Origin of the sequence: Amycolatopsis rhabdoformis (assembly GCF_035918295.1) — a bacterium.
In the GTDB taxonomy this organism is placed as follows: Bacteria; Actinomycetota; Actinomycetes; order Mycobacteriales; family Pseudonocardiaceae; genus Amycolatopsis; species Amycolatopsis rhabdoformis.
Genome location: NZ_CP142149.1, coordinates 2,457,414 through 2,470,133 on the forward strand (window position 1 = coordinate 2,457,414; position 12,720 = coordinate 2,470,133).

Annotated in this window: 13 protein-coding genes; 6 read left to right on the forward strand and 7 right to left on the reverse strand. The window is 71.8% G+C overall.

All coding sequences use genetic code 11. The features are described from left to right. Positions 1-2: 2 nt before the first annotated feature. From VSH64_RS11520 to VSH64_RS11530, 3 genes are read right to left on the reverse strand one after another with little or no spacing between them, the layout of a single operon-like run. Entirely contained in the window at positions 3-1,088 is a 1,086-nt protein-coding gene (locus VSH64_RS11520; protein ID WP_326835538.1) for a 4-oxalomesaconate tautomerase, read from the reverse strand. Next, complete coding sequence (locus VSH64_RS11525) at positions 1,085-1,789, reverse strand: 4-carboxy-4-hydroxy-2-oxoadipate aldolase/oxaloacetate decarboxylase (RefSeq protein ID WP_326835539.1); 705 nt, start codon at positions 1,787-1,789, stop codon at positions 1,085-1,087. The genes VSH64_RS11520 and VSH64_RS11525 overlap by 4 nt, the downstream gene beginning before the upstream one ends. 17 nt (positions 1,790-1,806) lie before the next feature. Next, the gene (locus VSH64_RS11530; RefSeq protein WP_326835540.1) at positions 1,807-2,460 is read right to left on the reverse strand and encodes a GntR family transcriptional regulator; all 654 of its coding nucleotides are present in this window, start codon (positions 2,458-2,460) and stop codon (positions 1,807-1,809) included. Between the two features lie 160 nt (positions 2,461-2,620). Between VSH64_RS11530 and VSH64_RS11535 the strand changes: the two genes are divergently transcribed. Genes VSH64_RS11535 through VSH64_RS11550 form a run of 4 tightly spaced genes read left to right on the forward strand, consistent with a single transcriptional unit; the run spans position 2,621 to position 6,769 of the window. After that, positions 2,621-3,982 (forward strand): MFS transporter, encoded by a 1,362-nt coding sequence (locus tag VSH64_RS11535; protein WP_326835541.1) that lies wholly within the window; start codon positions 2,621-2,623, stop codon positions 3,980-3,982. Then, complete coding sequence (locus VSH64_RS11540; protein ID WP_326835542.1) at positions 3,979-4,872, forward strand: DUF1932 domain-containing protein; 894 nt, start codon at positions 3,979-3,981, stop codon at positions 4,870-4,872. Before VSH64_RS11535 ends, VSH64_RS11540 begins: the two co-directional genes overlap by 4 nt. Beyond that, complete coding sequence (locus VSH64_RS11545; RefSeq protein WP_326835543.1) at positions 4,869-5,885, forward strand: amidohydrolase family protein; 1,017 nt, start codon at positions 4,869-4,871, stop codon at positions 5,883-5,885. Before VSH64_RS11540 ends, VSH64_RS11545 begins: the two co-directional genes overlap by 4 nt. Next, on the forward strand, positions 5,882-6,769 hold the full coding sequence (locus VSH64_RS11550) for an amidohydrolase family protein (protein WP_326835544.1): 888 nt from the start codon (positions 5,882-5,884) through the stop codon (positions 6,767-6,769). Before VSH64_RS11545 ends, VSH64_RS11550 begins: the two co-directional genes overlap by 4 nt. A gap of 123 nt (positions 6,770-6,892) precedes the next feature. Here VSH64_RS11550 and VSH64_RS11555 read toward each other — a convergent pair whose 3' ends face one another. From VSH64_RS11555 to VSH64_RS11570, 4 genes are all read right to left on the reverse strand, one after another. Next, complete coding sequence (locus VSH64_RS11555; RefSeq protein WP_326835545.1) at positions 6,893-7,219, reverse strand: hypothetical protein; 327 nt, start codon at positions 7,217-7,219, stop codon at positions 6,893-6,895. Further along, positions 7,216-7,968, reverse strand: a complete 753-nt coding sequence (locus VSH64_RS11560) for a hypothetical protein (protein WP_326835546.1) — start codon at positions 7,966-7,968, stop codon at positions 7,216-7,218. The genes VSH64_RS11555 and VSH64_RS11560 overlap by 4 nt, the downstream gene beginning before the upstream one ends. 436 nt (positions 7,969-8,404) lie before the next feature. Further along, positions 8,405-9,436, reverse strand: a complete 1,032-nt coding sequence (locus VSH64_RS11565) for an LLM class flavin-dependent oxidoreductase (RefSeq protein WP_326835547.1) — start codon at positions 9,434-9,436, stop codon at positions 8,405-8,407. 69 nt (positions 9,437-9,505) lie between these two features. Continuing rightward, on the reverse strand, positions 9,506-10,408 hold the full coding sequence (locus VSH64_RS11570; protein WP_326835548.1) for an AraC family transcriptional regulator: 903 nt from the start codon (positions 10,406-10,408) through the stop codon (positions 9,506-9,508). Positions 10,409-10,488: 80 nt separating this feature from the next. Between VSH64_RS11570 and VSH64_RS11575 the strand changes: the two genes are divergently transcribed. Both VSH64_RS11575 and VSH64_RS11580 read left to right on the forward strand, forming a co-directional pair. Then, positions 10,489-11,256 carry an SDR family NAD(P)-dependent oxidoreductase gene (locus VSH64_RS11575; protein ID WP_326835549.1) on the forward strand — a complete coding sequence of 256 codons (768 nt, stop codon included), beginning with the start codon at positions 10,489-10,491 and terminating at the stop codon, positions 11,254-11,256. Positions 11,257-11,310: 54 nt separating this feature from the next. Further along, a complete protein-coding gene (locus tag VSH64_RS11580) occupies positions 11,311-12,519 on the forward strand; it encodes an MFS transporter (RefSeq protein WP_326835550.1) in 1,209 nt (402 codons plus the stop codon). Positions 12,520-12,720: the final 201 nt, after the last annotated feature.

Here is a 12,720-nt window from a genome sequence, read left to right on the forward strand (position 1 = left end):
CGTCAGCGCGGGAAAACCGTGCCGTCGAAGAGTTTCCGGGCCGTGCGCACGACCCCGCTGCGGCGCACCCGCGGCGGGGTCTGCGTCTCGTCCACCTCGACCTCGACCTGCAGGTGCCCGGTCGGGTGCTCCACGTCGATGCGCGAAGTGCCGGGCAGCTTCGCCAGCTCGTGCCCGACGGCCCCCGGCAGCAGCAGCGCGGTGGCCACGCTCACGGCCCCGAGCACCCCGATCGACGTGTGCGGTTCGAGCGGGATGAACGTGCGGGTGCAGATGGTGCCGCCGTCGACGGGCGGCGCGACCAGGGTGGTCTTCGGCACCGAGCTGTCGCGCACGTCGCCGAGGCCCATCAGCTCCGCCGCCTGAAGCCGCAGCGACTGCACGCGGTCCCGCAGCGCGGTGTCGGCCTTGAGCTGCTCCACGGTCTCGTAGCCGGTGAGCCCGAAATCGGCGGCCCGCGCGACGACGACCGGCATGCCGTTGTCCACACAGGTCACTTCAACACCGTCCACGGTGTCCACGAGGTTCCCGGTCGGGAGCAGGCCGTGGCCCGTCGAGCCGGCGGTGTCGGCGAAGTCGAGCACCACGGGCGCCGCGGTGCCGGGCACGCCGGAGATCGCCGTGTCACCCGCGTATTCCACGACCCCGCCGGGAGTGGGGAAGCGGGCGACGGCGGTGCTGCCGGAGTTGACCATGCGGATGCGCACGGTCGTTTCGTCGTCGCCGGCCGGCACGAGGCCGCGTTCCACCGCGAACGGCCCGATCCCCGCGAGCAGGTTGCCGCAGTTCTGCCGGTCGGTCACGGTCGCCTCGGCCACGCCGAGCTGCAGGAACAGGTAGTCGACGTCGGAATCGGGCGAGGTGCTCGGCGACACCACCGCGACCTTGCTGGTGAGCGGGTGCGCGCCGCCGATGCCGTCGATCTGGCGCGGATCCGGGCTGCCCATGATCCGCAGCAGCAGATCGTCGCGCTCGGCCGCGTCGGCGGGCAGGTCCTCGGCGCGGAAGTAGGCGCCCTTCGAGGTACCGCCGCGCATCAGCAGGCAGGGGACGCCGTTCGTGGTGCCGCCTCCGCGGGAGGCGGTCACGCCTGCTCCTTCGCGTACTCCTCGGCGGTCACCCAGCGCACGCCGAGCGAAGCGAGCTTCTCCCGCAGGCCGTAGCGGTCGAGCCCCAGCTCACCGCCGGCCAGCGCGGTCCGCGTCTGCTCTTCCTTGGCCAGGCGTGCCTTCGACGCGGTGATGCCGCGCTCGACGTCGGCCTGCGCCACCCGGAGCACGCCGTCGTCGTCGGCCAGGATCACGTCACCGGCGTGGATGGTCTGGCCGCCCACGGTCACCGGCACGTTGACCGAACCGGCGGTGGCCTTCACGGTGCCCTGCGCGCTGATCGCGCGCGACCACACCGGGAAGCCCATTTCCTTGAGCTCCGCGACATCGCGCACGCCCGCGTCGATCACCAGACCGCGCACGCCGCGCGACACGAGCGAGGTGGCGAGCAGCTCGCCGAACATGCCGTCGGTGGACGGGGAAGCGGTGGTGACCACGAGGATGTCACCGGGCTGACACTGCTCGACGGCGGCGTGGATCATCATGTTGTCGCCGGGCCAGCACAGCGCCGTCACGGCCGAGCCGCCGATGCGCGAGCCGCGGTGCAGCGGGCGGTGCTCGGTGCCGACGTAGCCGACGCGCCCGAGCGCCTCGTGCACCGTGGCGACTCCGAAGGCGGCCAGCTCGTCGATCTTGTCGCCGGCCGCCCGGGGGACGTCGGTCACCACCACGTTGTTCATTCAGGCTGCTCCATCGCTCAGTTGTCGGTCTCGCGCAGCGCGGTGATCACGCTGCGCAGGTGCGCCCGGGCCGCCTGCTCGGCGGCGTCCGGGTCGCGGCGGGAGATGGCCTCGATGATCGCCAGGTGCTCGGGCAGCGACACGTGCGGTCGCCCCGCGCGCATGGCGAGCCGGAACTGGTGGCGGACGATCTGGCCGTGCAGCCGCTCCAGCATCTCCGCGGCCACGGCCTGGCCCGCGATCTCGCGCACCGTGCGGTGCAGCTCGCGGTTGAGCTCGGAGTACTTCATCGACTCGCCGTCGTCGACCGCCGACTGAAGCCGCTTCGCCAGCTCACGCAGCGAATCGATCTCGTCGTCGGTCACCTTCTCGGCCGCCTTGGCCGCGCAGAGGCCCTCGAGCACCATGCGGCACTCGGTGATGGCCACGGCCTCCTCGACCGACACCACCCGCACCCGGGCCCCGCGGTGCGGGATGCGCTCCACCAGGCCTTCCGCGGTCAGGTCGATCAAGGCGGCCCGCATGCTCGCGCGCGTGACGCCGAAGGTCTCGGCCAGCTCGGCCTCCACCAACCGCTGCCCCGGGACGACGTCGCCCGCCATGAGGGCGGCCCGCAGCGCGTCGAGCGCGGCCTGCTTTCCGGCCTCCCCTTCCTTCGGCGTCGTGGTCATCCCGGCTCCTCTCCTCGATGGTGACGCTAAGCATCCCATACGAGATTGTCAACAATTTCGTAGACGACTCTTGTGACGATCCGGGTCGCCGGGTTACGTTCCCCGGCAGACCCAGCCGGCCGCGAGGATGCGTCCGGGACGACAGGAGATGATCACGACGATGTCCGAACCGGCCACGTCACCGCCCGCCGCCAGAGGGGCCAAGACCTCGACCCGCAACGCCGTCATCGGCGCGTCCTTCGGCTTTTTCGTCGACATGTTCGACGTCTACCTGCCCGTGGTCGCGCTCACGCCGGCGATGAACTACTTCCTGCCGCCGTCGGTCTCGACGGGCAGCCGGGCCGTGATCACCTCGCTGATCTTCGTGGCCACCCTGCTCGGCCGGCCGCTCGGCTCGCTGATCTTCGGCCGCCTGGCCGACAAGGTCGGGCGACGCCGCGTGACGCTGTGGTCGATCACCGGCTGCGGGATCTGCACACTGCTCATCGCGCTGCTGCCCGGCTACCACGCCGTGGGCCTGCTCGGCGTGGTGCTGCTGGTGGTGCTGCGCCTGATCGACGGCGTGTTCCTCGGCGGCGAGTACACCGGCGCCACGCCGCTGGCCATGGAGGCCGCCCCGACCGGCAAGCGCGGCTGGTACGGCGGCCTCGTGGGCATGGGCTTCCCAATCTCCTACTGCGCGATCTCGCTGGTGACCTTCATCATGCTGCGGATCGCGCCCTCGGGCGGCACGAACTCGGCCTACTCGCAGTGGGGCTGGCGCGTGCCGTTCCTCGTGGGCGCGCTGCTGTGCGCGGTGTTCTGCGTGTACTTCTCGCGCACCGTCGAGGAGTCGGAGACGTGGAAGTCCACGCCGAAGTCGCGCACGCCGATCCGCGACGTGCTCGTGGGTTCTTCGCGCAAGCAGTTCCTGCAGGTGTTCGTGATCATGAGCGGCATCTGGTTCGCGTCCAACCTCGCTTCCGGCCTGCTGCCGAGCGCGCTGCAGTTCCAGGCGCACGTGTCGGCGACGCAGGTCACGGCCGCGCTGGTGATCGTGCAGGCGATCCACTCCGTGCTGTTCCCGTTCCTCGGGGCGCTGTCGGAGAAGATCGGCCGGCGCAAGTTCCTGGCGTGGTCCGGCATCGGCATCGGCGTGGTGTGCGCCGGCGCGTTCGCGACGATCAGCCTCGGCTGGTACTCCGGCTTCGGCGCGGTGCTGCTGCTCACGTTCGTGATCCGGCTTTCGGGCGGCAGCACGTTCGCCGTGACGCCGTCGTACCTGTGCGAGCGCTTCCCGCCCGCCGTGCGCGGCAGCGGGTTCGGCCTCGGGTACAGCATGCCGCTGATCCTGACCTCGTTCTACGCCTACTACCAGGGCTGGCTCGAGCACATCATGCCGTCGGGCTACACCGCCGCGGCCCTGCTCGTGCTCGGTGGCGCGCTCGTGTTCGTGGGCTCGCTGATCGGCCCGGAGACCAAGGACGTCGACCTCGGCGTCGCGACCGAGGGCCAGCCGCAGGTCAAGGCGGTGACCGCGTGACGACCATCGCGCTGCTCGGCCTCGGCGAGGTCGGGGCCGTGCTGGCCCAGGACCTCACCGGGGTGGAGCTCACGGCGTGGGACGTCGCGCTGGCCGATCCGGCGAGCCCCGCCGCGCGCAACGCCGAACGGTTCGGCCTGGTGTCCGCTGTGGACGCTCACGACGCCGTGCGCGAAGCCGATCTGGTGATCAGCGCCGTGACCGCGGCGAACGACCTCACGGCCGCGCGGTCGGTGGCCGCCGGGCTGCCCGCCGGCTGCTGGTTCCTCGACCTCAACTCCGCGGCCCCGGGCCAGAAGCAGGCGGCGGCCGAGGTGATCGAGACCGCCGGCGGCCGCTACGTCGAGTCCGCGGTGATGTCGCCGATCAACCCCAAGCGCCTCGCGGCGCCGATGCTGCTCGGCGGCCCGCACGCCGCGGAGTTCGCGGAGTTCGCGCGCCCGCTCGGGTTCAGCGGGCTGGAGGTCTACGCCGACGTGGTCGGCCGCGCGGCGGCCACCAAGCTGTGCCGCTCCGTGGTGATCAAGGGCGTGGAGGCGCTGCTCACCGAATCACTGCTCGCCGCGCGCGAGTGGGGCGTGGAGGGGCGGGTGCTGGGGTCGCTGTCGAACCTGCTGCCCGCCGACGACTGGGAACAGCTCGCCGCGTACATGATCTCGCGCTCGCTCGAGCACGGCGTGCGCCGTGCGGAGGAGCTGCGGGAGGCCGCGGTGACCGTGGCCGAGACCGGAGTCGAGCCCGTGATGGCGGAGGCGATCGCGCGCCGCCAGGACTGGGCGGCCGCGCACCGGCCTGCGGAGCTGGGCGAGCTGGAGACCAAGCTGCTGCCGCTGCTCGACGCCGTCCGCACGCGAATGTCCGAAGAAGACCCGAAAGGCGACACCGAGTGATCATCGACTGTCACGGCCACTACACGACCGTGCCCGCGGCCCACACGAGCTGGCGGGACGCGCAGCGCGCCGCGTACGACGCGGGTACCGCCGCCCCCGCCTACCCGGCGATCGGCGACGACGAGCTGCGGGAGTCCGTGCAGGGCCAGCTGGGGCTGATGGCCGACCGCGGGGTCGACCTCACCGTGTTCTCGCCGCGCGCGTCGGCCATGGGCCACCACATCGGTGACGAGGCCGTGAGCACCGAATGGTCGCGGGTGAACAACGACCTCGTGCACCGCGTGACGCAGCTTTACCCGGACAAGTTCATCGGCGTCTGCCAGCTGCCGCAGTCGCCGGGCGTGCCGGTGGAGCACTCGGTGGCGGAGCTGCGCCGCTGCGTGGAGGAGCTCGGGTTCGTGGGCTGCAACCTCAACCCCGACCCGAGCGGCGGGCACTGGACCGCGCCGCCGCTCACGGACAAGAGCTGGTACCCGTTCTACGAGGCCATGGTGGAGCTCGACGTGCCGGCCATGGTGCACGTGTCGGCCTCGGACAACCCGGCCTTCCACGCCACCGGCGCGCACTACCTCAACGCCGACACCACGGCGTTCATGCAGTTCCTGCAGTCGGACCTGTTCACCGACTTCCCGAGCCTGCGCTTCGTGATCCCGCACGGCGGCGGCGCGGTGCCGTACCACTGGGGCCGCTACCGCGGGCTCGCCGACATGCTCGGCCGCCCGGAACCCGACGAAGGCGTGCTGCCGAACGTTTTCTTCGACACCTGCGTGTACCACCAGCCGGGCATCAACCTGCTGTTCGACGTGATCAACGTGGACAACGTGCTGTTCGGCTCGGAGATGGTCGGCGCCGTGCGCGGCATCGACTCGCGCACCGGCCACCACTTCGACGACACGCGCCGCTACGTCGACGCGCTCGGGCTGTCCGAAGTGGACAAGGCGAAGGTGTACGAGGGCAACGTCCGACGTGTTTATCCGCGCCTGGACCAGGCGCTGAAGGCGAGGGGCGCATGAGCGCGTTCATGGCCGACGCCGGCTGGCTCTCCTACGACCCGGACCCGACGAAGCCGACCTTCGCGCTGCCGCCGGGCACCGTCGACGTGCACACGCACGTGTTCGGCCCCGGCGCCGTGTTCCCCTACGCGCCGGAACGCAAGTACACACCGACCGACGCCGGCAAGGACCAGCTGTTCGCCCTGCGCGACTTCCTCGGCATCGACCGCCAGGTGATCGTGCAGGCGACCTGCCACGGCGCCGACAACAGCGCGCTGGTCGACGCGCTCGCCGCCGCGGGCGAACGCGCCCGCGGCATCGCCACCATCCGCGGCACGGAGTCCGACGAAGAGCTCGCGCGGCTGCACGCGGCCGGCGTGCGCGGCATCCGGCTGAACTTCGTGCGCCGCCTCGTGGACCCCAAGCCCGACGCGTACTACCACGACCTGGTGGCCCGCATCGCGCCGCTGGGCTGGCACATCGTGATCTACTTCGAGGCCGCGGACCTGGCGGAGAAGTGGGACCTGTTCACCTCGCTACCCACCACGGTCCTGGTGGACCACATGGGTCGCCCCGACGTGACGAAGCCGGTGGACGGCCCGGAGTTCGGCCGCTTCCGCACGCTGCTGCGCGAGCACCCGAACTTCCAGGTGAAGGTGACCGGCCCGGAGCGCCTCACCGTGGCGGGCCCACCGTACGACGACGTGGTGCCGTTCGGCCGCCTGCTGGTGGAGGAGTTCCCGGACCGCGTCCTGTGGGGCACCGACTGGCCCCACCCGAACATGAAGAGCCACATGCCGGACGACGGCACGCTGGTGGATTTCGTGCCCCGGATCGCGCGGACGGTGGAGGCGCGGCAGAAGCTGTTGGTGGAGAACGCGATGCGGTTGTACTGGGCTGAGTGAGAGTGGCTGATTGAGGATTTCATCGGCCGGGGCCGGTCGGTCCGATGTGGATGGACCGGCCCTGGTCGATTCGGGTCGGCCCAGGCGGTCGGCGGGGGAGTAAGGGTTGCTGGTGCTCGGGAACTACTCGGGACCGGCTTCGGTGGGTGGCGAGTTGCGCTCGGGGGAGGCGGTCGTGGTCCGGCGCTGATTCTTCCTGGCGCGGCTGATCACGGCCACGAGACCGCCCGCTCCGGCGGTGAGCACGGTGGCGGAGGCCACGACGATCCGGGTGAACCAGCCGGGGCCCAGCGCGAAGGCGAGCAGTGCCATCGCGACCGTCAACGCGGTGGCGCACAGAGCGCACGTTCGGACGAGCGCGAGTGCCCGCGTGGTCCGTGCTGCGGATGCGAGGACACGGTCGAGCAGCTTGAGGAACGTGAGGTCCTCGTCCTGCCCAAGGGTGGTCATCGGTGCGCCCCGGCGTCGAGCGTGCGCAGTGCCAGCGCGGGCGGCTTGCCTTGCTCCCGCAAGCGGCCCACGAACCTGTCCGGAGTCGGGGTGTGGTCCACGATCTTCGCGAAAGTCGAGGCGGCGTCGAACGGACCGCGGGTCAGATCCAGTTCGAGGTCGCCGTGGATCATCCCGGCCACGGGATGGCGCAGCCGCTCCACCAGCGAGTGCACGGACGGACCTCGTTGCGTCTCGAGGTGGAGCACGGTGCCGCCGAGCCCGCTCCACACGTCGAGTCCGGCCGCGCCGGCGACGAGGCCGATGCGGCGCAGGAGGGCACTGCCGAGACCGACGGGACCGCAGTGCTGCCAGTGGAAGTCGTAGCCGTGCCGTTCTCCGGAACTGAGCTTCGGGGAACGATCCAGCAACGGGTCCACGCACTTGCCGCCGTACACGGTGGACCGCAGCGTCGCCCACATCCCGGTCCAGGAATCCGCGCTGACGCCGCGCAGGACGACTCGGCTGGTGGTGAGCCGACCGTCCACGTCGAGCAAGCGCAGCATGAGGTTCGGGCCGGCGAAGTCGAAGCGCAAGCCGGGTATCCCGTCGCGTCCCTCGGTCGGCTCGAGGGGCGCGAGCAGAGCGCGGAAGAACCGGGCCTGAGCCGCGCCTTCGGCGAGGCTCACCACGAGTGCGTCGCGCCGCGGGCTCACCTTGCGGATCACCGGGGAGGGTCCGGTGCTCGGCGTCGAGTGTCTGATCGCCAACAGGAGAGAGGTTTCCAGCACCCGCTGGTGCAGTGAGTGCGCTTCGGGGAATGCCGCGTCTCGCAGAGTTCGAGCTTTCGCCAGGCCGGCAGTGATCGCCTTGTGGGCTTCCTGGTGGGACTCGCCGGTGTACCCCCGGCGTATCGCGGCGAGTTTGGTTATCGGCGTTGGCACAACACAATCCTTCCGTGGCCGCCGCCCGGCTCGGCGCGGAGGGGATCCAGCTGTGATCGCTCTGGTACCCGAGGGATGGGTCGTGCTGTTCGGTGGTTCGGTCGCCCCGATTGCCGGGTGGGCGACACCAGCAGTGCCCGCACGGTGCGTCCGGGATCCTAACTCAGCCGGAAGCAGCGATGCCGAAGCAGGCTGATGAGCTTGATCGTGACCAGGTGCGGAAAGCCCCGGAATCACTCGGCCGAGTTAACCCTCGCGGACCTCAGGCCGCCGGTTTCCAGCCCAACTCCGGCCCCAACTTCATCGCGACATCCGTAAGGATCTGCACGTAATCCTCGTGCTCAAAGGTGAACGGCAAAGCGAACGCGACCTCCGACACCTCGCGGAACGCGGCGTCGGCGTAGAGGCGCTCCGCGATCTGCGTCGAGGTGCCCACCAGGTCCTCGGCGAAGGTCATGCGGGCGGGGCCGTGGGCCTTGCCGACGCGGGGCCGGCGGGAGGCGGCGTAGGCCTCGTACTTGGCGCGCTGCTCGGGGGTCGCGCTGTCGGTCGGGATTACGACGAGGCCTTGGGACACGCGGGCGTCGGCGCCGAGGGGGTGGTGGGCGCGGAACTCGTGGATGTGGGCGGCCTGGATGGCGGCGAAGTCGACTTCGGTGGCGTCGGGGTCTTCGGCGCGGACGACGCTGCTGGTGAGCAGGTTCATGCGGTGCTCGCCGGCCCAGCGGGCGGAGCGGGTGCTGGCGCCGCCGTACCAGAGGCGGTCGGCGAGGCCGGCGGCGTGGGGCTGCACGCGCGGCGAGTACTCCTCGATGCCCTCGGTGCCGCTGAAGTCCGTGGCCTTCTCGCCGCGGATGAAGCCCAGCAGGCGCTCCACGCGCTGGTAGCTGAAGTCCTCGGCGTCGGCCGTGTCCGGGTAGAGGGCCGGGGCGAGGTGGTCGTAGTGGCGGGGCGGGCCGACGCTCAGGCCGGGGTTGAGGCGTCCGTGCGAGAGCACGTCGACCGTCGCGAGGTCTTCGGCCAGGCGCAGCGGGTTTTCCCAGCCCAGCGGGATCACGGCCGTGCCGAGTTCGATGCGGCTCGTGCGCTGGCTGGCCGCGGCGAGCACGGCGACGGGGGAGGAGATGCCGAACTGCAGGTGGCGGTGGCGCACCCACGCGCTGTCGAAGCCGAGCTCTTCGCCCAGCTGGATGACCTGCAGCGTGGATTCGTGGCCGGCGCCGGGGTCGTCCTCGTCGAACAGCCCGATCGTGAGGAAACCCAGCTTGCGCAACGGTTCCGAGGTGAGCGGCACGGCAGGTCCTCCTGGGTCCGGGGGTTTGTGAAAATTCAACTACGTCGGTGCCGGGATTGTTCCGCCGGGTCACCGGCGCCGCCACGCGCCCGGGGTGGTGCCTTCGCGGCGGCGGAACACGCGGGTGAGCGCGGCGTTGGACTCGTACCCCACCCGGGCCGCGATCTGCGCGACGCTGAGGTCGGTCTCGTGCAGCAGCCGTTTCGCCTGGTGCAGGCGCCACGAAGTGAGGTAGCCGAGCGGAGTCTCGCCCACCACGGCGCGGAACGCGGCCGCGAACGCCGAGCGCGACAGGCCCGCCTCGCGCGCCAGCGCCTCGACCGTCCACGGGTGCGCGAGGTCGGCGTGCAGGGCGCGGGTGGCCGCAGCGAGGCGAGGATCACGTTGGGCGGCGAGCCAGCCGAGCGTGCCGCCGCCGGTTTCGCAGAACGCGCGGATGGCCTGCACGAACAGCACATCGGCGAGCCGGCTGGTCACGAGCCCCGAGCCGAGGCCGGCTTCGGCGTCCTCGCGGGCGAGCAGCTCGAACGTCGCGCGCAGCTGCTGCCCGGCCGCGCCGTGGAGGTCGAGCACGAACAGCGGCGGCAGCATCGCGAACAGCGGCTCGGCGGCGGTGGTGTCGAACGAGAAGCGGCCGGACACGATGTCGGTGCGGGCGCCGGGGCCGCCGTGGGTCGCGACGGTGCGGTCCGGCTCGGGGAACAGGGTTTCGCACTCGACGAGCGGGCGGCCGGGCTCGTCTTCGAGGGCGAACTTGGTGGTGGCCTGGACCACGAAACAGTCGCCCGCCGTGAGCCGGCGTGGTTGCGGCAGCGCGTCGGCCGTGAGCACGCACGAACCCGACGCGATCAGCACCAGACGCGTGGTTTCGGGCGCGTGGAAGGCGATGCCCCACGGTGCGGTGGCCTCCACCCGCAGGTAGCGCGACTGCTCGATCCGCATCGCGGTGAGCACGTCCTCCACCGGGTCCATGTCGCTCCTTGGACGATCGGACAACTATCGCGGATCAGAAGGTAACACTCGTCCGGTTCGGGCGGCTTAGCGTGGGGTTCATGAAGATCACCGAACTGTTCGACCTCACCGGCAAGACCGCGCTCGTCACCGGCGCGAGCCGCGGGATCGGCGCTGCCGTGAGCCGCGTGCTGTCGGAAGCCGGCGCGCACGTGGTGCTGGTGGGCCGCTCCGCGTCGACACTGGCCGAGGTGGCGCGCTCGCTGCCGGGCGAGGCCAGGGTGGTGCCCGCCGACCTCGCGCGGCCGGACGCGCCGGCCGAGATCATCGCCGCCGCGGGCCCGCTCGACGTCCTCGTGAACAACGCCGGCAGTGGCACCGGCGCGGGGCGCGCCGACCAGGTGCGGCTCGCGGACATCGACGAGGCCTGGGCCGTGTACCTGCGCGCGCCGATCGTCCTTTCCGGACTCGCCGCGGCCGGCATGGCCGCGCGCGGCGGGGGCAGCGTGGTCACGTTGTCGTCCGGAGCCGCCCGCCTGGGGCTGCCCGCGCTGTCCGTCTACAGTGGACTGCGAGCCGGCAACGAAGCGGCGACCCGTGCCCTCGCCGCCGAATGGGGTCCGCGCGGGGTCCGCTTCAACGCCGTGGCCCCGGGCGCCGTGCGCACCACGCTCGGCGCCTGGATCGTCGACGACGACTCCGCGCGGGCGAAGTACCTGGAAACCGTGCCGCTGGGCCGCGTCGGCGAACCGGACGACGTCGCCGCGGCCGTGCTGTTCTTCGCCTCGCCTGCTTCGGCCTACCTCACGGGGCAGACCCTCGCCGTGGACGGCGGCTGGGCCACCACGGCGCCGTCGCCGGTCGGCTGAAGATGGCCTGGCCGCAGGGAAAAACCACTTGACGCCGCCAGCAGACTCGCCGGTATGGGGTCGTGGGGGCGGTTGCAGGTGGTCGCGGTGTTCGGCTCGACCGGGGAAGGGCTGGTGCTCGCGGCGATTCCGCTGCTCGCGGTGTCGATCACGACCGATCCGCGCGCGATCTCGCTGGTCACGGTCGCGGGCCAGGCGCCGTGGCTGGCGTTGTCGCTGTTCGCCGGCGTGGTGATCGACCGCGTGCGGCGCACGGCCGTGCTGGCGGGCGCGTACGCGGTGCTGACCGCGGCGGTCGTGGCGCTCGCGGTCGCCGGGTCGGCCCACGCGCTGAGCCTGCCGGTGGTGGCGGCGGTGGCGTTCGTGGTCACCACCGCGCAGGTGTTCGGCGACGGGGCCAGCGGCGCGCTCGTACCGGAAGTCGTGGGCCCCGACCGGCTCGCCGCGGCGAACGCGCGGCTGCAGGTCATCGACCGCGGGCTCGTGCAATTCGTCGTGCCGCCGGTCACGGGCGTGCTGCTCGGCCTCGGCGCGGGCGTTCCGGCGTGGGCCGCCGCGGCGGCCGCCGTCGGGGCTTTCCTGCTGGTGCGCGGCATCCCGTCGGCCCCGCCGGTGAAATCGCCGGCCCACCCGCTGCGCGACATCGGCGAAGGACTGCGCTACCTCGTCGGCACGCCGCTGCTGCGCTCGATCACGATCTCCGTCGCCCTCGGCTCGTTCGCCGCCAGCGCGGGCAACGCGATGCTCGTGCTCTTCGCCACGCAGGACCTGCACCTCGGCCCGGTCGGCTACGGCGGACTGCTCGCCTGCCTGGCCGTCGGCTGGGTCGCGTCGTCGTTCGTGGTCGACCGCGTGGTGCGCCGGCTCGGCTACTCGTGGTCCATGCGGCTCGCACAGAGCTGCGGCGTGGTGACCCAGCTGGCGATCGCCGTGGTGCCCCCGTGGCCTCCGCTGGTGGGCGCGGTGCTCGTGTTCCTCACGGCGACCACGCTGGTCTGGAACGTCTGCTCGCAGTCCTCCCGCCAGCGCTTCACGCCGTCCCCGCTGCTCGGCCGCGTGCTCACCAGCCACCGCGCCCTCGCCTGGGGCCTCACACCCCTGGGCGCCCTCGCCGGCGGCTTCGTCGCCGCACACGTCGGCCTGCGCGCGGTCTGGGTGATGGGGGCCCTGATCCAGCTGGCCGCGGCGGCGGTGGTGTGGTGGCAGCTTTCGCCGGCGGCGTTCCGTGAGGCGGAGTTGGCGGAGGCTGCGCGGGTGGTCTAGAGCAGGCTCAGCACCGCCAACGGCGGCCGCGCGCCCCTCCCGCGACGGGTCGCCGTGAAGGTTCGCAGCCGCACGTCCCGGCCCGGTCGGCGGCGGTGAGGGGATGGCGAGGTGGCGCGCGCCATCTGTGAGCCAGAGCTGAGTGCGCTCGGATGGGTCGATGCGACGGCGCTCGCACATCCGAGTCGATTACTTCGGCAG

Excerpts from the sequence above, each read along its gene's own strand:
- VSH64_RS11570 (WP_326835548.1), bottom strand. The coding sequence starts at position 10,408 with ATGGACCCGGTGGAGGACGTGCTCACCGCGATGCGGATCGAGCAGTCG.
- VSH64_RS11580 (WP_326835550.1), top strand. The coding sequence starts at position 11,311 with ATGGGGTCGTGGGGGCGGTTGCAGGTGGTCGCGGTGTTCGGCTCGACC.
- VSH64_RS11550 (WP_326835544.1), top strand. The coding sequence starts at position 5,882 with ATGAGCGCGTTCATGGCCGACGCCGGCTGGCTCTCCTACGACCCGGAC.
- VSH64_RS11575 (WP_326835549.1), top strand. The coding sequence starts at position 10,489 with ATGAAGATCACCGAACTGTTCGACCTCACCGGCAAGACCGCGCTCGTC.
- VSH64_RS11525 (WP_326835539.1), bottom strand. The coding sequence starts at position 1,789 with ATGAACAACGTGGTGGTGACCGACGTCCCCCGGGCGGCCGGCGACAAG.
- VSH64_RS11555 (WP_326835545.1), bottom strand. The coding sequence starts at position 7,219 with ATGACCACCCTTGGGCAGGACGAGGACCTCACGTTCCTCAAGCTGCTC.
- VSH64_RS11535 (WP_326835541.1), top strand. The coding sequence starts at position 2,621 with ATGTCCGAACCGGCCACGTCACCGCCCGCCGCCAGAGGGGCCAAGACC.
- VSH64_RS11530 (WP_326835540.1), bottom strand. The coding sequence starts at position 2,460 with ATGACCACGACGCCGAAGGAAGGGGAGGCCGGAAAGCAGGCCGCGCTC.